Consider the following 18,128-nt stretch of genomic DNA (forward strand, 5'->3'; position numbering starts at 1 on the left):
CGCCGCCGGACCGACACCGCTGACGCTCACCACCGGGGGCGGGGGCTTCGTCACCAGGGCCGCGGGCATGGCCCGCGCCGGCCCGACCGCCTCCGTGCCGGGCGTCCGCCTCGCCCGGACCCTGATCCGCGGGACCCGGTGGGGTTCCGATGTCAGAACGAGTCGGGATCCGCCGCCGCCCAGTCCCGCTCCCAGGACGCGGGCGCCTCGGTGAGCAGGACCCCGGGCTCCAGCCACTCGTAGAGCTCCGCGTACGACCGTACGGTCGTCGGATCCGTACGCCGCAGCAGCTGGCCGGGTGTGAGCTCGCCGGGATGCCGTACCCCCATCGCGGCCATGATCCGGGTGGCGCTGCTGACCGTGGCCCGCTGATACCGGTGGACCCGTACGGACTTGTCGGCCACGTCCAGGACGCGGACGCGGCGCGGATCCTGGGTCGTGATGCCGGCCGGGCAGGTGTTGGTGTGACAGCGCTGCGCCTGGCGGCAGCCGAGGGCGAACAGCATCGCGCGGGCCGCGTTCGTGTAGTCGGCGCCCTGGAGCAGCCGGGTGACGAGGTCCGCGCCGGTCGCGACCCTGCCGCTCGCGCCGACGCGCACACGGTCGCGCAGGCCGGTGCCGACCAGGGCGTTGTGCACCGTGATCAGCCCCTCGGTGAGCGGCGTTCCGAGCCGGCCGGAGAACTCCGGTGGAGCGGCCCCGCTGCCGCCCTCCGCCCCGTCGACCACGATGAAGTCGGGTGTGACCCCCTCCGCGAGCATCGCCTTGCACACGGCGAGGAACTGGCGGCGCGACCCGACGCAGAGTTTGAGACCGGTCGGCTTGCCGCCCGCCGCCCGTCGCATCCGGGCGACGAACACCACGAGCTCACGGGGGGTGGAGAAGACCTGGTGGTGGGGCGGCGAGAGCACGGTGCGCCCCGCCGTGACGCCCCGGACCCGGGCGATCTCGGTGCTCACCTTCGCCCCGGGCAGCACACCGCCGATGCCCGGGTGCGCGCCCTGGGACAGCTTGAGCGACACGCACCGGACCTCCGGCAGAGCCGCCTTGTCCGCGAACTCCCGTTCCTCGAAGCCTCCTTCGGCCGTCCGGCAGCCGAAGTACCCGGTGCCGATCTCCCAGACCAGATCGCCGCCGCCGCGCAGGTGATGGTCCGACAGGCCGCCCTCGCCGGTGTCGTGCGCGAAACCGCCCAGCGCCGCGGCCCTGTTGAGCGCCAGGACCGCGTTCGCGGACAGCGCCCCGAAGCTCATGGCCGAGACGTTCAGCAGCGCCATGTCGTACGGCTGGGTGCAGTCGGGGCCCCCGACGCGGATCACGGGTGGTCCCTCCGGCGCCTCGACCGGGCTCATCGACGGCACCAGGAACTCGTGCCCCGCGCCGTACACGTCCCGCTCGGTGCCGAACGGCTCCGGCGCCTCGGCGCCGTCGGCCCGCGCGTACACCAAGCCGCGCACCGCACGGTCGTACGGACGCCCGTCGTGGTCCCGCTCGACGACATGGCGCTGCACATGGGGCCGCAGGGCTTCCGCGAAGAGTCGCAGATGGCCCAGCAGAGGGAGATTCCGCAGCTCCGAGTGGCGGGTCTGGATCAGGTCCCGCACTCCGACCGCAGCCAGCGCCAGCAGGACGCCCACCGCGCACCACCACCCGGCCGAGACGGCGCACGCCAGGACCAGGGCCCCGGCCAGTCCGAGGACCACGAGCAGCAGCGAGAGCATCCGGCACACATCATGAGTGAAGCGCACGGGACGGAAAGGGGCGAAAGGGGGTAAGGGTGCCGAGGGTGCCCTCCGCTTGTTGGTTAATTCTTTACTTATGGCCGATTTCGTCCGAGAAGGGCCAGGTGGCGAGCGGGCCGGCGGGTCCGCCGCGGGCAAAACGCGGCCGGAACCGCCGGGGTCGGTGTGCCGGCCGGGTTGCGTCCGTGTTGACGGCCCCTTCCGCGGGGAACAGCCTCAAGGTGTAGATGCTGGATACAACTGGTTTTGTGGAAGCGAACGCGCGACCCTGGAGGTGCAGGTGAGCCCGGTGCTCCCGGAGAACCGGACGCAGGAGGTAACGCATGTGCGGCATCACCGGATGGGTCTCCTTCGATCGCGATCTGCGTGCCGAGGGCGAGACATTGGACGCGATGACGGAGACGATGTCCTGCCGCGGCCCGGACGACCGCGGCACCTGGGCCGAGGGCCCCGCGGCCCTCGGACACCGCCGGCTGGCGATCATCGACCTGCCCGGTGGACGGCAGCCCATGACCGCCGAGACCCCGCAGGGCACGGTCGCGCTGGTCTACTCGGGCGAGGCCTACAACTTCACCGAGCTGCGCCGTGAGCTGACCGGGCGCGGTCACCGCTTCTCGACCGACTCCGACACGGAGGTCGTGCTGCGCGGCTACCTGGAGTGGGGCGCGGAGCTCGCCGGACGGCTCAACGGCATGTACGCGTTCGCCCTCTGGGACGGCCGCCACGACAAGCTCGTGATGATCCGCGACCGCATGGGCATCAAGCCCTTCTACTACTACCCGACCTCCGACGGCGTCCTGTTCGGCTCCGAACCCAAGGCGATCCTGGCCAACCCCCTCGCCCGCGCGAGGGTCCGCCTCGACGGTCTGCGGGAGCTCTTCACCTTCGTCAAGACGCCCGGGCACGCGATCTGGGACGGCATGCACGAGGTCGAGCCCGGCACCGTCGTCACCGTCGACCGCTCCGGCCTGCGCCGGCACGTCTACTGGCAGCTGGAGACCCGGCCGCACACCGACGACCGCGACACCTCCATCGGCACCGTGCGCACCCTCCTCGACGACATCGTGCGCCGCCAGCTCGTCGCGGACGTGCCACGCTGCACCCTGCTCTCCGGCGGCCTCGACTCCTCCGCCATGACCGCACTCGCCGCCCGGCAGCTCGCCGAGCACGGGGAGCGGGTCCGCAGCTTCGCCGTCGACTTCGTCGGCCAGACCGACCACTTCGTCGCCGACGAACTGCGCGCCACCCCGGACACCCCCTTCGTCCACGACGTGGCCCGCGCCTCCGGCACCGACCACCGCGACATCGTCCTGGACGCACAGGCCCTGGCCGACCCGGACGTCCGGGCCAAGGTGATCAGGGCCAGGGACCTGCCGACGGGCTTCGGCGACATGGACGCCTCGCTGTATCTGCTGTTCCAGGCCGTCCGCGAGCACTCCACCGTCGCGCTCTCCGGGGAGTCGGCCGACGAGGTCTTCGGCGGCTATCTGCAGTTCTTCGACGAGGAGGCCCGCAGCGCCGACACCTTCCCGTGGCTCGTCCGGTTCCGGCGCGACTTCGGGGACGACGCCGACGTCCTGCGCCCCGACCTCACCGAGGCGATGGACCTGGATTCGTACGTCGCGGACGGCTACCGCACGGCCGTCGCCGGAATCCGGCGCCTGGACGGCGAGAGCGACTTCGAGTACCGGATGCGGCGGATCTGCCACCTCCATCTGACCCGCTTCGTACGCGTCCTGCTCGACCGCAAGGACCGGACGAGCATGGCGGTCGGCCTCGAGGTGCGGGTGCCGTACTGCGACCACCGGCTCGTCGAGTACGTGTACAACGCGCCGTGGTCCCTGAAGTCCTTCGACGGCCGGGAGAAGAGCCTGCTGCGGGAGGCGACCGCGGACGTGATCCCGAAGTCCGTCTACGACAGGGTCAAGAGTCCCTACCCGTCCACCCAGGACCCCAAGTACGCGATCGCCCTCCAGGACCACGCGAAGGACCTGCTGGCCCAGCCGACGCACCCGGTGTTCGACCTCGTCGACCCGGACCGGCTCCGCCGGGCCGCCCACAGCGACACCCCGCAGATCACCCAGGCGTCGCGGCGGGGCCTGGAACGGACCCTGGACCTCGCGCTGTGGCTGGACCTCTACGCCCCGGAGGTGTCCTTCAGCTGAGCCGCCTGAGCTGCCGGTCGGCGGCGGCCTGCGAGGGCCGCCACCACGTGGTGACGGGCTCCCACACGAGAACGGCGTCCCCCGCGCCCAGCTCCCGCGCGGTGAAGGAACGCCCGAACCGTGCGGGGTCCGCCGAGACGCTGATCGACCCCACCCGGCGGGCCTCGGGGTCGGCCGGGTCGGCGATGGTCCGCACGGCGGCGTACGCGGTCCGGCCCGCGCCGAGCGGGTACGGCCCGCTGTCGCCGGCGGGCACCGGCAGGGCAGCGCCGTCGAGATCCCCGAAGACGACCGTGGGGATGCGGTCGACGGTGCACGTCCGCGCGGACCGGTTGGTGACACTGATGTGCAGCACCCGGGGGTCGGCGGCCCGGTGGGCGCGTACGACGACGGACCTGTCGGCGCACTTGGCGGGCTGGGCCGCGGCGGCCGGCCGGGCGGACCCGGCGGCGGCCGAACCGCTCTGCGGCACGGCGAGGAGCAGGGCCGCGGCGGCGGCCGGGAGGGCGAGAACGGAGCGGATGCGCATCGGTGGGTTCCCCTGTTTCGGTCACGGCGGTCGATCGCTCACGGTGCGGCGCGCGCGGGGCGACGCCTGCCCAGTGTGACGGCCCGGGAGCACAAGGGGTTGTATCCGACTTGTCGGTGTCACCGGGTCACGCCGGTTCCGTGACGTGCGTCAGGGGTTGTCCCTGCCGCTCTCCGGACCGCAGGAACTGCCGTTGTCCGGCAGGGAGCCGTACAGCAGGAAGTCGTCGACCTTCTGGTGCACGCACTTGGAGGAGGTGTACCCGGTGTGGCCCTCACCCCTGTTGTCGAGCACGACGGCGGAGGAGCCGAGCCGGGCGGCGGTCTCCTCGGTCCAGCGGTAGGGGGTCGCGGGGTCCCCGCGGGTGCCCACGAGCAGCATCTTCGGGGTCCGCACGTCGCGCACGTCGTCGCGGATGTAGTCGGTGCCCTTGGGACGCCCGTGGCACAGCAGTACCTGGGTGAGCCGGTACCGGCCGAAGACCGGCGACGCCTGCTCGTAGGCGGCGCGCAGGGCGTCGACGTCCTTGGCGGCCCGCTCGGCGCTGGGGCGGTCCGGGTCGTCCGCGCAGTTGATCGCCATGAAGGCGGCGGGGAGGTTGTCGACGGGGATGTCCGCGGGGTCGACGAGTCCGGCCTGCGGGGTGCCCGCCGCGTGTGGTGTGCCCACCGCGTGGGAGCTGGGCAGGGAGGCGCCGACCGACAGTTGCATGAGCCCCTGGGTGTCACCGTCCTGGACGAGCGAGGCGAGGGCCCGCTCCAGCATGGGCCACATCCGCCGGCTGTACAGCGCCTGACCGACCGCGCCCGCGAGATCCTGACCCGTGAACGTCTGTCCGAGGCTGGTCGGCACCGGATCCCGGTCCAGCGAGTCGACGAGCCGGACGACCTGCTGCCGGGCCTCGCGCGGATCCTCGCCGAAGGGGCAGGAGATGTCCTGGGTGCACCAGGTGAGGAAGTCGTCCAGGGCGGTCTGCTGTCCTTCGGCGCCCGCCAGTCCCTGCTCGGCCATCGACTCGGTGAGCGTGTCCACGCCGTCGAGCACCATCCGGCCCGTCTTCTTCGGGAACTGGGCCGCGTACACGGCGCCCAGGCGGGTTCCGTACGAGAAGCCCAGGTAGTTGAGCTTCTTGTCGCCGAGCGCCTGTCGCATCACGTCGAGGTCCCGGGAGGCGTTCACCGTGCCTATGTGGGCCAGCACCGGACCGGAGTGCGCGGCGCACTCGCCGGCGACCTTCCGCAGTGCCTTGAGGACGGCCTGCGGATCGCTGCCGTCGGTGACGGAGCCCGCCGCGCCGGATGCCTGGCCGGCCCCGTCCCCGCAGCTGACGGGCGAGGACCGGCCGACGCCCCGGGGGTCGAAGGTCACCACGTCGTAGCCGTTGGTGAGGTCCATGAAGTCCTTGCCGCCGTCCACGGCGAGCTCCGGGATTCCCGCACCCCCGGGACCGCCGAAGTTCAGCAGTACCGACCCCCGCGAGGGGCCCGTCGCGCGGTACCGCGCCAGCGCGAGGTCCAGGGTCCCGTTCCGCGGGTGCGCGTAGTCCAGCGGGACGGTGACCTTCCCGCACTGGAGGTCGCCCGGCATCCCGTCGCCCGCGCAGGCGCCCCACGTGATCCTCTGGTGGTAGAAGCGGGAGAGGTCGGGGGCATCGGCGGCCACGGCCACCGACGGCAGTCCCGCCGTCAGCAGAGCCAGTGTCGCCGCGCCGGCTCCGACGCACGTCCAGCGTTGGTGCACGGACAGCATGCGGGCCTCCAGGGACAGAGGGAGCCGGACCGGGATGCCCTCCCGGCCACGACACGCATCACGATAGGCGGGGGTCCGGGAGCGCGCCTCCGGGCGAGTGGTCCGCGCCGTCCGGCCACGGTCACCGGGTCTCGCGGAGGAGCCCCGCCGCCCGAGACTCCGGTGCTCGGGCGGTGACGCTCCCACGGGGCGCGCCCGGGGCAGTTCGATAAGCGTGACGCTCGATGGAGTGAAAGCCCGATAAGCCATAACTCGGATGGTTCTCTCGCGTTTTACGCGGTGCGGGTGAGTGCCCGCGACCAAGTCTGGAAGGTGAGGGAACCTATGAAACGGGTTACCCGGAATGGTTTGATCGCCGCGGCCGCCGCATCAGGCGCGCTGGCCGTGACGATGCCGGCGCACGCCGACTCGGCGGCGCACGGCGGTACGGCGGGTTCACCCGGACTGATCTCCGGCGACACCATCCAGCTCCCGGTGCACGTCCCCGTGAACGCGTGCGGGAACACCGTGAACGTGGTCGGTCTCCTCAACCCCGCGGCGGGCAACAGCTGCGCCAATGTGAGCGACGGCGGCGCCGTTCGCGGCTCGCGGGGCGGCAGCCGTGCCGGCGGCCACGGCCCGGCGACGGCCGGCACGCGCTCCGGCAATGTCGGCGCGCACACCGACAGGGCCTCGGGCGCGGCGGCGGGCGGGGCGCTCGCACAGGGAAGCGGAAAGGATTCTCCCGGTCTGCTCTCCGGTGACGGTCTCCAGTTGCCGATCGACCTTCCGGTGAACGTCAGCGGCAACTCCGTGAACGTGGTCGGCCTCGGCAACGCTTCGGTCGGGAACACGGCCACGAACACCTCGGGCGGTGTGCCCCACCAGCCCGCGGCGCCCACCCCGGTGCCCCCGGCCAAGGCGGCCGTACCCGAGAAGGCGCCGTACCGGGCAGCTGAACAACCCATGGCGTCCCTCGCGCACACCGGCGCGGACCAGACGGTGCCCGCCATCGCCGCGAGCGCGGCGCTGCTGCTGGGCGGGGCGGTGCTCTACCGGCGGTTCAGGCCCGCCGCGCTCCGCTGACCCGGCGGTCCAGCGGCGACGGAAGGCCCCCACCGAGCGCGTGACCGATGGGGCCCCGTACGTGTCCGGTCGTGTCCGGTTCCGTGTCCGCCCGGAGCGTTCCGTCGCCGGTGAGCCGGGCCGAGCCGTTCCGGCCGACCGGGCGCCCGCCGGACCGGTGGGCGATGAAATCCCCGCGGAGATCCGGAAGGATGGAGGGGGCCCGGCCCGAGGCCGCGCGTACCCCGGTGACCGGCGTTCGGCGGCCGGCACCCGGCACCACCCAGCGAACGGAGCGCACAGATGACCTTCCCGGGTTCCGAGGATCTCGTCGTCACCAGGGCCTCGCTCGAGGACTGGTCGGTGGTGTCCGGGTGGGCGGGGGACGAGGGATGGAATCCGGGGCTGTCCGACGCCCCGAGCTTCTTCGCCCAGGATCCCGAGGGCTTCTTCATCGGCAGGATCGGGGCGGAACCGGTCTCGGCCGTCTCGGTCGTTAACTACGACGCCGACTACGCCTTCCTCGGCTTCTATCTCGTACGACCGGACCTGCGCGGCCGTGGTCACGGCCTCACCACGTGGAAGACGGCTCTGGCGCACGCGGGCGGCCGGACCGTCGGGCTCGACGGAGTGGTCGCGCAGCAGGACAACTACCGCCGGTCGGGGTTCGAACCCGCCCACCGGACCGTCCGGTTCACCGGAAACGTACCCACGGCGCCGGCGCCCTTGGGAGTGCGGCCCGCCGAGGCGGCCGACCTCGGGGACATCGCGGCCTACGACAGCGCCTGCTGCCCGGCCGACCGCGCCCGTTTCCTCACCCGGTGGCTGGCCGGACCGGGCCACCGCACGTTCGTCCGTGTCGCGGACGGAAGGCTCACCGGCTACGCGGTGGTCCGGCCCGCCCTCGACCGTCCGCGCGTCGGCCCGCTGTTCGCCGACACCTCCCAGGACGCACGGGCCCTGCTGCTCGCGCTGGCCGAGGAGACCCCAGGGCGCGCGATCACCGTCGACGTCCCGCGGACGAACACGGCGGGCGTGGCCCTGGCCGAGGAGGTCGGCCTCACCCCCTCCTTCGAGACGGCCCGCATGTACACCGGACCGGTCAGGCCGTTCGCCCGCGAGCGGGTCTACGGCATCACCACGCTCGAACTCGGCTGACCGCACGCGCCGGACCGACGCGGCGGCACAGCGGCCGGCGTCGGCGCGGCGCGCCGGGAACGACAGTCGGTGACCCGCTGCCACGACACCCGGTGCGGCCACGATCGGCGGGAGCGGGGCCCGGTTGATCAGCGCTCCCGCGCGACGGGATCGGCCGCACGCAGAGATCGGCCGTGTCCAGAGCCGTACCGGCCGTCCGGCCCGCGACCGGGACGCGCCGCGGGTCCGTCTCGCGGACGTGCGGCCGGGAGCGGGGGCACCGCAGGTGTCAGTTGGCGAGCTCCAGGGCGCGGCGCGCGGCGTCGCCCACGGAGCCGTGGTGGACCGGACCGTGGCCGGGCAGCAGGACGTCCGCCGCGAGGGTCTCGATGCGGGCGAGCGAGGTGATGGCCATCTCACGCTCGGCGTGGAACATGTTCGGCAGCAGCTGCGGGCCGCGGGTCCGCGAGGTGGGATGCCCGCTGACCAGCGCGTCGCCGGAGATCACGACGCCGGCGTCCGGCAGGTGGTAGACGCAGTGTCCGGCGGTGTGTCCGGGTGTGTGCACCGGTACCGGACGGCCGGGCAGGTCCAGCGGCCCCTCACCGGGGAACGACTCGGGCCGGGTCATCCGGACGTCCGCCGTGCCGCCGGACCGGATGGCGTGCACGGCCCACGGCAGTACACCGGGGCGCCACGCCTGGCGGATCACCGACCCCACGCTGACCTGCTGGAGGAACTCACGCCGAGCGTGCGGGAGTTCCTCCTCGTGCAGATGGACCGGGACCCCGAAGGCGCTGCTCAGGTACTCGGCCGAGCCGAGGTGGTCGTTGTGCGCGTGCGTGATGAGGACGGCGCCGATCGCCTTGGGGGAGTGGCCGAGCGCGTCGAGGGAGGCGAGGACGTCCAGGCGGTCGCCGGGGTACCCCGTGTCGATCAGGGTGACGGCGTCCCCCTCGCTCAGGATCACCCAGTTGGTGTTGCTGCCGTGCACCAGATGAACTCCGGTCGCTACTTCGACGATCGCGTCCTCGCGCATGACCACCCCGATGCCTGAGATCCCGTCCCGGCCGGCTGCGCCGGGCCGGGCCATGTCAGGGCGAAGGTATCGCGCGCGAGCCGGCGCGCGATCGGCGCCCTCGTCGGCCGTGCCTGACCCACGGATGCCGGCGGCCTCGCCCACGGGGTCGGTGAGCGGCCGCCGGGCCCTCGCCGGACCGGCCTCTCCCGCGCACGGCTCGGACACCCCGGTCGGCGCGGCCTCCGGTACCGTGCGCGGCATCGACGTCGTGACCGTGCGGGCCGTCCCGGGCGCCCCCGGCACGCCGAGCGTCGGCGCCGGCTTCCGGCGCCGCGTGGACCCGGCCGATCGGCCTCCGGTCGTGCGGCGGTGGATCCGACCGGCGCCGACGGCCCAACCGGACCTCGTCCCACCGGTCTTGACCTGCGGTGATGCTCTGAGGTGGGGGCGAGCGGCCGGCACCCTCGGAGGAATGCCATTGCCGTATGCGCCGCAGGGTGCTGGAGTGAGCCCATGGATCACGTTGCGGTACTGGCCCTGTTCGACCGGGACATGCGGGAGGACGCGCGCCCCGACGGCCCGGGAGCCCGGGTCGAGCGCGTCGACAAGGTGGTGCGCCAGGTCGGTGCGGAGCACGACTGGAACGGGGTGATCTGGTCGGATCTGGATGAACCGGGCGCCGACGCGGCCATCGCCGAACAGGTGCGGTACTTCGGCAAGCTCGGCCGGGAGTTCGAGTGGAAGCTGTACGGCCACGACAAGCCGGAGAACCTCGGACAGCGCCTGCGGGACGCGGGGTTCGTCGCGCAGCCCGAGGAGACACTGATGATCGCCGAGCTGGGCGATCTGGCGCTGGACGCCCAACCGCCCGAGGGCGTACGACTCCTGCCCGTCACCGACCGTGAGGGTGTGAACCTCGTCGCGGACGTCCACGAGCAGGCCTTCGGTACCGACAGCACCCGTATGCGCCACCAGTTGCTGGCCCAGCTCACCGGTGACGAGGACAACGTCGTGGCGGTCGTCGCCCTCGCCGGCGACGAGCCGGTCAGCGCGGCCCGCATGGAAATGGTGCCCGGCGCCCGGTTCGCCGGTCTGTGGGGCGGGGGCACCGTCGAGTCCTGGCGCGGCCGGGGCATCTACCGGGCGCTCGTCGCCCACCGTGCCCGGGTGGCCGCCGACCGCGGCTACCGCTACGTCCAGGTCGACGCCTCCAGCCAGAGCCGCCCCGTCCTGGCCCGCCTGGGTTTCCAGCCGCTGACCACGACGACGCCGTACGTCTACAGGTAGTGCCGCGGGCCGGGCGGCGGTCTCTCGCGGGCGGCCGGAGCCGGTGGCCGCACCGCGGTGGGGAGCGAGCCCGATGACGTACGCGCACGTCGGGACGGCGACGGCGATGCGGGTGTCCTCGACGAGGGTGAGGGCGATGGCGAGGGCGACGAATGCGGAGCGTGCACTCGGCCGGGCCCCGTCCCACCCGGCCACGTACGGCAGGCCCGTGGCGCCCGGGGCGACCGGCTGAAGGGCCGCACTCCTCACCGGGCGTCACCCGGCCGGACCCGGCGCCACCAGGCCGTCACAGGTCGAACTGGTACTCCACCGCCTGGTGCGTCGGCAGATAGCCGAGGGCGTCGTTGATACCGCGCATCGGCGCGTTGCTGTCGGCGGTGTCGGTGAGCAGGCCTTCGAGTTCGGGGTGACGCCGGCGAGCGGTGCGGATCGACTCGGCCTTCATCCAGAGTCCCAGTCCGTGGCCCCGGTGCTCGGGCAGCACCCCGGTGCCGTAGTGCTGGGCGTCGCCCCGGCCGTCGCCGGGCACCACGAGCTCGCTGAACCCGACGATCGAGCCGTCCGCGCGGTCCACCGCGGCCACCGTGTGGAGCGACTCCCCACGTTTCGCCACGGCTTCGGCGGCCGCGACGACCCGCGCCACGTCCCAGACCACGGTTCCGTAGTCCGTCTCCTCCATCGGCATGTCGTCCATGGCCCGCCGGGAGTCGGCGTAGGTCCGCGCCAGGTGGGGCGGCACGGTCCCGTCCCAGTGCGTCAACGCGTACCCCGGATGCGGCCGTTCGGCGATCTCGTCGATCCGTACGAGGTCCGTGGCGGCGAGCGGCAGCCGTGCGTACGTCAGTGCCAGCACCCGGCGGAAGCCGCGGGCCGCCAGGAACAGGTCGCCGGGTGAGCCGTGCGCGGCCTGTGCGACGAGCGAGCGCCGTCCCTCGGCACGCGCCGCCGAGACGGCGGCGTCCAGGAGGCGGCCGCCCGCCCCCCGACGCCGTTCGGCCGGATGGACCGTCACCTCCAGCTCGGCGAGGTGCTCCTGCCCCTCCTTGGTGAACAGCCGCAGGAACGCGGCGCCCACGGGCACGCCCGCCGAGTCGGTGGCCAGCCAGGCCAGGCGGCGACTCGACGGTGCGGGCTCGGGGTCGGCGAGCGGTGTGATGAGCAGGGACAAGGTCTCTCCGTGGCGTCCGCGGTGCGGGGGTGAAGTCCGCAGAACCTATGCGCGACGCTCCGGGACCCGCAAGGGAATTGATCGGCTGGGCGGCCGGGCGGTGCGCGGGCGTGTGCCCGCCCCGCGCGTCAGCGGCGCACCTTCACCCGGTCGAGCGCCGCGACGCCGACCGCGGCGACGGCGATCTGTATGAACCACTCGATCCAGTCCGGGCCCTTGGTGTCGGCCACGCCGAACGCGGAGGCGATTCCCGCGCCGATGAACGCGGCGACGATGCCGACGACGATCGTCCACAGGATGCCGATGTGCTGGCGTCCCGGGACGACGAGCCGACCCAGTACGCCGATGATGATGCCGATGACAATGGCACTGATGATGCCTGAGATCTCCATGTCCGCCCCTTCAAGTCTGGACCCGTGCATCTAAGGGTGTTCCCCCTGCGGGCGGAGACAGTCCGCTCGACCCGCCGGCCGTCCTCGATCCGGTCCGGTGGCCTCCTGTGCACCCCGGAGATTGCCATGTACCGTTCAATAATCTGTCGCGCGGAAGACGGCTGATCACCGTTCTACGCGCGGAGACTTGGGCGCCCGCACCGCCTCTCCCCACACCCATGGAGGTTCGCCGGATGCTTGGATCCAGGAAGTCCCGCCACAGACTCGCCTCGGGGCTGGCCGTGTTCGCACTGGTCGTCACGGGCGTGGCCGTCCAGGCGTCCACGCCGGCCGCCGCGGCGACCCAGCACCGCGTCCTGTTCGACAACGGCCACGCCGAGACGGCGGGCAACGCCGACTGGGTCATCTCCACCAGCCAGCCCGACCCGTTGGGCCAGGACTCCTCGCCGTCGTCCGAGACCGACTGGACCGGGGCCCTCTCTTCCTGGGGCGTCGCCCTGCAGAAGACCGGCGACTACAGCCTCAGGACGCTGCCCCCGGGCTCCAGCCTCACCTACGGCGGTTCGGCCGCGAACGACCTGTCGAACTTCGACGAACTGGTGCTGCCGGAGCCCAACACGCTCTTCACCAGCGCCGAGAAGACCGCGATCATGACGTTCGTGAAGAACGGCGGCGGCCTCTTCATGGTCTCCGACCACACCGGCGCCGACCGCAACAACGACGGCTACGACGCGGTCGAGATCTTCAACGACCTGATGACCGACAACAATGTCGACTCCACGGACCCGTTCGGCTTCTCGATTGACACGCTCGATGTCAGCTCCGGATACCCGGCGGCCGTCACCGACAGCACCGACCCGGTCCTGCACGGTTCGTTCGGCACCGTCACCAAGAGCCTGTTCGCCGACGGCACGACGGCCACCCTCAAGCCGGCCGACAACTCCGCCGTCAAGGGGCTCGTCTACCGCAGCGGTTACTCCGGCAACAGCGGCGCGTTCTTCGCCACCAGTACCTTCGGCAGCGGCAAGGTCGCCTTCTGGGGCGACAGCTCGCCGATCGACGACGGCACCGGCTCGTCGGGCAACACGCTGTACGACGGCTGGAACGACACCGGTGCCACGAACGCCGCCCTCGCCCTGAACGCCACCGAGTGGCTCGCGGGTGGCGGCGGCACCGGTGGTGGCGGAGGCGGTGGCGGCACCTGCACCGCCACGCAGCTGCTGGCCAACCCCGGCTTCGAGTCCGGCAGCGGCTCCTGGACCGCCACCAGCGGTGTGATCACCAACAGCACTGGCGAGGCCGCCCGCACCGGCTCGTACAAGGCATGGCTGGACGGGTACGGCTCGGCCCGCACCGACACGCTCGCCCAGACGGTCACCATTGCGTCCGGCTGCGCGGCCACCCTGAACTTCCATCTCCACGTGGACACGGCCGAGACGACCACCAGCACCGCGTACGACACCCTCAAGGCCCAGGTCCTGAACAGCGGTGGCACGGTGCTGTCGACCCTCGCCACGTACTCGAACCTGAACGCCGCGTCCGGGTACACGCCGCGCAGTTTCAACTTGTCCGCCTACGCGGGGCAGACGGTCACGGTCAAGTTCACCGGCACCGAGGGCTCCATGCTCCAGACGTCGTTCGTCCTCGACGACACGGCGCTCAACGTGAGCTGACACGAGCCGGGTGAGCGAGGGGGCGGGCCCAGGAACGGGCCCGCCTTCTCGCCGGTTCTAGGTCGCCGGAACCGTCGTCCGCGGCGTGTTCCACCCCGAGATCCGGATCCTGGGGGCGGAGCCGTGCAGGTCCGCGGTCCGGTAGGTGGCGGTCAGTGTCGCCGACTCCCCGGGCCACAGACTGACCTGGTTGTCGGACCACCGGACCGGCAGCACGGGCCGGCCCTTCGTGTCCACCAGATGCGCGTCGGTGAGCAGCGACGGCGTCCTCCCGGTCCGGGGGCCGCGTACCGTGACCGTCGTCGTGGAGGTGCCACCGGGGCCGCCCGTGGTCGAAGCCGTCGCCGTGACCGGCACCCGCGCCATGGAAGCGAGCCCCTTGAGGTCGGCGTAGCTCGTCGTCGGCGTGTGGTACCAGTCCGTGCGGGCCCAGTCGAGGGTGTCGGCCCGGGTCGAGAGCCAGTACACGTTGCGGCTGACCGTCCTGCCCCGGGAGTCGGTGAGGACCAGGCGCGCGAGGTACGTCGCCGACAGGCCGCCGACCGAGGCCGGCACGGTGAGCGCGGTGCTGTGCGCGCCGTCCCCGTCCACCTTCACCCCGGTCGCCGTCCGGTCGTACTTCCGGGCGCCGTCGGGGTTGAAGAGCGTGACCCGGGCCGTGAGTCCGGAGGCGGGAGTGTGCCGTCTGTTCACGACCACGACCGCGCGGTTGTCGTAGGAGTACTGGACGTGCAGCGGCTCGTTCGCCTTCTTCGCCCCGAAGTAGGCTCCGCCCTGGTCGAGGTAGCGGTCCAGCAACTGCCAGTGCAGTGAGGTCCATCCGCTGTTGAACATCCAGTAGACGACTCCGGTCGAGGGTCTCGTGGAGTCGGTGGCGTTGCGTCCGTAGGACTCGAACTGGGCGCGCGTGTTCTCGTACTGGGCGAGTTGCGCCTTGCGTACGTAGTCCGCGAGGCCGGTCGGCGGGCCGTAGCGGCCGGCCAGGGCGGCGTCGTAGATCTTGAGGGTGCCGAAGGTCGCCGACGGTGAGCGGTGGTACTGCGGGGCGCCGGGGTTCTTCCAGAGGGTGTCGAGTTCGGCGGGGGACATCATGCGGCGCAGGGTGTCGAGGGTGGGGACGTCGGGGCCCGCGCTGGTCTCGGAGTTGAAGCCGGTGGCGCCGCCCTCGCGCTTCGCGTACCAGTAGTCCGGCGGGACCCAGTCGTAGGGGCCGGTCATCTTCATGCCCGAACGGCCGCTGACGGGCGCGGAGTTGTCGGAGGCGGCCGCGATCACGGGGGTCGCCCAGTCCGCGGCCCCCAGGGCGTCGAGGTAGTCCTTCTCGATCGTCGCGTCCGGCGCGAAGTCGCTGCCGATCAGGAAGGAGACGACGCTCGGGTGGTCGCGCAGCCGGGCGGCCTCCGCGGCCATCGAAGCCCTGGCGACCGGATGGTCGGCGGCGGTCCACGGGTCGCCCGACTCACCGCCGTTGACGTTCCCCTCCCACTTGTCGCAGCACTCCCAGCCGGGCAGCGTGAGGATGCCGTACCGGTCGGCGAGGTCGAAGAACTCGTCCGGTTCGAGGTGCCCCTCGAGGCGGATGGTGTTGAGGCCCAGGTCGAGCGCGTACTTCAGCCGGTCCGCCACGTACGTCCGGTCCCAGCGCAGGAACTCGTCGGGAGACCAACCGCCGCCCCTGATCAGCAGCTTGCGGCCGTTGATGCGGTACTGCCGGGCGCCGTCGGCGTCGAGCGGCGCCTTCACGTCGCGGATGCCGAAGTCCTCGTGCGCGGTGTCGGAGACGACGCCCGCGACGGAGGCGGTCAGGGCGAGGCCGTACAGCGGCTGGCCACCCATGCCCGCGGGCCACCACACCTTCGGCGCGTTCAGACGCAGGCCGGGGGTGTCCGCGGGGGTGAATGTCACGGTCTTCGTCTCGTGCGCGCGCAGCGGCACGGCCGCGCTGAAGTCCGCTGTCGAGCCGACGGTTCCGGAGACCGTCGTGGTGACCGCGGTGTCCGAGTCGTTGCGCACCCGTGCTTTCACGGTCAGGTCCGCGGAGGCGAGCGAGGGGACGGCGAGCCTGCTCACGACGTGCGCGTCGCGCAGCGCGACCGGGCCCCCGCGACGGACGAGGACGTCGCGCACGATGCCCATGTTCTCGTCGGGCGGTGGCTGGATCCAGTCGATCCAGCCCATGGTGAGGTTCTGGTCGGGACGGTTGGGCCTGATGCGGAACGCGACCGTGTTCGTACCCGTCCGTACCAGCGAGGTGATGTCGAGCTCGTGGTGGGTGTAGGCCCCCGCCACCTTCGTCGCGTCCGCGACGCGTTCCCCGTTGACGTACACGTCGGCGGCCGAGATCACTCCGCTGAAGTCCAGATGGCTGCGCTCGGTGGTGTCGCCGACCGTGAAGTCCGCGCGGTACCACCAGGGCACGGTGAAGTCGGCCTTCGGGATGCGCTGTTGGTCGGTCGAGTAGAACGGGTCCGCGTACACGCCGTCCGCGAGCAGTGCCGCGAGGACCGTGGACCGCGAGCCCGCCGGATACCAGCCGGTGGCCCGATAGCCGGGGCTGGAGACTTCGGCCGCCGAGTCCGTGACCTCGGCCGTCGACTGGATCGCGTAACCCGAGAGCGCGGTGGTGGTGCCCGCCACGGACGGCACCGGGGTGGCACGGGCGGCCGTCGCGGTGGGCGCTCCGGTGTCACGGGCCCCCGCCCACGCGCTCGTCGAGAGGGTGGCCAGGAGGCCGAGGACGACGACGGCCGTGGCCAGGCGCCGGCCGGGGGCAGAGCGGTCGAACACGGTGGTCTCCTTTGGGGGTGGGGGATCATCCGCGCTACGGCACTGCAAGTTAGGAAACTTTACTAACTGGGCCCACAAGCTAGGTCGCCGAGTCGGTGGTGTCAATCAGCCGGGCGCCGCGGATCCGGTGATCAGGAGGCCGACCGCCGGTCGAACACCACGTCGCGGGCCGTCCCCAGCGCCGTGGCCACGGCGCCGAGCAGCACCGCGTCCTCGCCCAGCCGGCTGGGCACTATCTTCGGCCGCAGCGGTGTGAGCGTGCGCAGGGTCTCGCGTACGGGTCGCAGCAGCAGGTCGATGCTGTGACCCACCCCGCCGCCCAGCACCACCAGATCGGGATCGAGGACCGCCGCCGCTGCCGCCACCGTGTGCGCGATCCGCTCGCCCTCCAGGTGGACGGCGCGCACGGCCGCGGGATGGCCCTCGCGCGCCGCGTCGAAGACGGCCTTCGCGGTGAGCTGGCCGGTCATGCCGAAGTGCCGCGCCGCCTCGACCACGGCCACGCCAGACACCGCGTCCTCCAGCGTCTCCGGCTTCTGCTGCCCCGGCCAGGGCAGGAACCCGATCTCTCCGGCCCCGCCGTGCGCCCCGGTGAACAGCCGCCCCTCGCTGACCACACCCATGCCGAGACCGGTGCCGATCATGATGTACGCGAAGAGCCGGCTGCCCGCGCCGACGCCGTAGGTGTACTCGCCGAGGGCCGCGAGATTGGCGTCGTTGTGCACCTCCAGGGGGATGCCCAGCTCCTCGCGCATCCGGTCGAACAGGCCCGCCCGGCCCCAGCCCGGAAGATGCATCGCGTACCGCACCCGGCGCTGCTTCTCGTCGTACACGCCCGGTGTGCCCACCACCGCGTGGGCCACCTCGTCGGTGCCGAGGCCGGAGTTGGCGACGACCTGGCGGGCGGTGGCGACCACCAGGTCGGCCATCGCCCCCGAGCTGCGCGCCCGGTTGCGTACGTCGGCGCGTGCGACCACCGCGCCGTCCAGATCCGCGAGCGCCACCCGCAGCCAGCCCCGGCCGATGTCGATGCCGAGCGCGTGGCCGGCCGCGGGGTCCGGAGCGTAGAGGACGGCCACCCGGCCGCGCTCCGGAGCGTGCGTGCCGACCTCGTGGACGAGTCCGGCCTCCTCCAGCGCGGCGAGCGCGCTGGAGACCGTCGGCTTCGACAGCCCTGTCTCGCGGGCGAGTTGGGCCCGCGACGCGGGACCGCCGGCGCGCAACCTGTCGAGGAGCAGTCGCTCGTTGGTGCTGCGCAGCCGTCGGCGGTTCCAGGGCTGTTCGGGCTGCTCGATGGCGTCGCGGGCGGACATCGCTCCATTCTCACGCATTCATGACACCCCCTTGACGCATCTAGTAAGGCTCCTTAACTTTATCGCCCAGTCAGCCTTGCCGGGCGAGCCAAGGGGAGCCCAGCGCCGGCCGGTCACCCGC

General features: G+C 72.3%; 13 protein-coding genes. 5 read left to right on the top strand and 8 right to left on the bottom strand.

What is annotated here, in order from left to right; all coding sequences use genetic code 11:
• Positions 1 to 152 precede the first annotated feature (152 nt).
• Positions 153 to 1,721, bottom strand: coding sequence for an FMN-binding glutamate synthase family protein (locus ACFVTC_RS03560; RefSeq protein WP_390123768.1), 1,569 nt, complete (start codon positions 1,719 to 1,721; stop codon positions 153 to 155).
• Between the two features lie 344 nt (positions 1,722 to 2,065).
• Between ACFVTC_RS03560 and asnB the strand changes: the two genes are divergently transcribed.
• Positions 2,066 to 3,907, top strand: a complete 1,842-nt coding sequence (asnB, locus tag ACFVTC_RS03565) for an asparagine synthase (glutamine-hydrolyzing) (RefSeq protein WP_390123474.1) — start codon at positions 2,066 to 2,068, stop codon at positions 3,905 to 3,907.
• On the opposite strand, the gene ACFVTC_RS03570 is transcribed toward asnB, so the two are convergent.
• Together ACFVTC_RS03570 and ACFVTC_RS03575 are read right to left on the bottom strand one after the other, a co-directional pair.
• Positions 3,900 to 4,436 (bottom strand): DUF4232 domain-containing protein, encoded by a 537-nt coding sequence (locus ACFVTC_RS03570; protein ID WP_390123475.1) that lies wholly within the window; start codon positions 4,434 to 4,436, stop codon positions 3,900 to 3,902. The two genes, asnB and ACFVTC_RS03570, sit on opposite strands and share 8 nt — an antisense overlap.
• A gap of 150 nt (positions 4,437 to 4,586) precedes the next feature.
• Complete coding sequence (locus ACFVTC_RS03575; RefSeq protein WP_390123477.1) at positions 4,587 to 6,185, bottom strand: alpha/beta hydrolase; 1,599 nt, start codon at positions 6,183 to 6,185, stop codon at positions 4,587 to 4,589.
• Between the two features lie 324 nt (positions 6,186 to 6,509).
• Between ACFVTC_RS03575 and ACFVTC_RS03580 the strand changes: the two genes are divergently transcribed.
• Both ACFVTC_RS03580 and ACFVTC_RS03585 read left to right on the top strand, forming a co-directional pair.
• Positions 6,510 to 7,250, top strand: a complete 741-nt coding sequence (locus ACFVTC_RS03580; RefSeq protein WP_390123479.1) for a chaplin — start codon at positions 6,510 to 6,512, stop codon at positions 7,248 to 7,250.
• A gap of 282 nt (positions 7,251 to 7,532) precedes the next feature.
• Entirely contained in the window at positions 7,533 to 8,387 is an 855-nt protein-coding gene (locus ACFVTC_RS03585; RefSeq protein ID WP_390123480.1) for a GNAT family N-acetyltransferase, read from the top strand.
• A 268-nt stretch (positions 8,388 to 8,655) separates the two neighbouring features.
• On the opposite strand, the gene ACFVTC_RS03590 is transcribed toward ACFVTC_RS03585, so the two are convergent.
• Complete coding sequence (locus tag ACFVTC_RS03590) at positions 8,656 to 9,405, bottom strand: MBL fold metallo-hydrolase (protein ID WP_390123769.1); 750 nt, start codon at positions 9,403 to 9,405, stop codon at positions 8,656 to 8,658.
• 495 nt (positions 9,406 to 9,900) lie between these two features.
• Between ACFVTC_RS03590 and ACFVTC_RS03595 the strand changes: the two genes are divergently transcribed.
• Positions 9,901 to 10,674 (top strand): GNAT family N-acetyltransferase, encoded by a 774-nt coding sequence (locus ACFVTC_RS03595; protein WP_390123482.1) that lies wholly within the window; start codon positions 9,901 to 9,903, stop codon positions 10,672 to 10,674.
• A 286-nt stretch (positions 10,675 to 10,960) separates the two neighbouring features.
• Here ACFVTC_RS03595 and ACFVTC_RS03600 read toward each other — a convergent pair whose 3' ends face one another.
• Positions 10,961 to 11,842: a GNAT family N-acetyltransferase gene (locus tag ACFVTC_RS03600; protein WP_390123484.1), complete on the bottom strand. Its 882-nt coding sequence runs from the start codon at positions 11,840 to 11,842 to the stop codon at positions 10,961 to 10,963.
• 128 nt (positions 11,843 to 11,970) lie between these two features.
• Positions 11,971 to 12,234 (bottom strand): GlsB/YeaQ/YmgE family stress response membrane protein, encoded by a 264-nt coding sequence (locus ACFVTC_RS03605; RefSeq protein WP_168526278.1) that lies wholly within the window; start codon positions 12,232 to 12,234, stop codon positions 11,971 to 11,973.
• A 233-nt stretch (positions 12,235 to 12,467) separates the two neighbouring features.
• On the opposite strand from ACFVTC_RS03605, the gene ACFVTC_RS03610 reads away from it, so the two are divergent.
• A complete protein-coding gene (locus ACFVTC_RS03610) occupies positions 12,468 to 13,907 on the top strand; it encodes a hydrolase (RefSeq protein ID WP_390123486.1) in 1,440 nt (479 codons plus the stop codon).
• Positions 13,908 to 13,964: 57 nt separating this feature from the next.
• Here the strand turns inward: ACFVTC_RS03610 and ACFVTC_RS03615 are convergent, their stop codons facing one another.
• Both ACFVTC_RS03615 and ACFVTC_RS03620 read right to left on the bottom strand, forming a co-directional pair.
• On the bottom strand, positions 13,965 to 16,694 hold the full coding sequence (locus ACFVTC_RS03615; RefSeq protein WP_390123488.1) for an exo-beta-D-glucosaminidase: 2,730 nt from the start codon (positions 16,692 to 16,694) through the stop codon (positions 13,965 to 13,967).
• A gap of 131 nt (positions 16,695 to 16,825) precedes the next feature.
• Positions 16,826 to 18,007 (bottom strand): ROK family protein, encoded by a 1,182-nt coding sequence (locus ACFVTC_RS03620; protein ID WP_390123771.1) that lies wholly within the window; start codon positions 18,005 to 18,007, stop codon positions 16,826 to 16,828.
• Positions 18,008 to 18,128 lie beyond the last annotated feature (121 nt).

It is taken from the genome of Streptomyces sp. NPDC057950 (assembly GCF_042887295.1).
Lineage (GTDB): Bacteria > Actinomycetota > Actinomycetes > Streptomycetales > Streptomycetaceae > Streptomyces > Streptomyces kaempferi.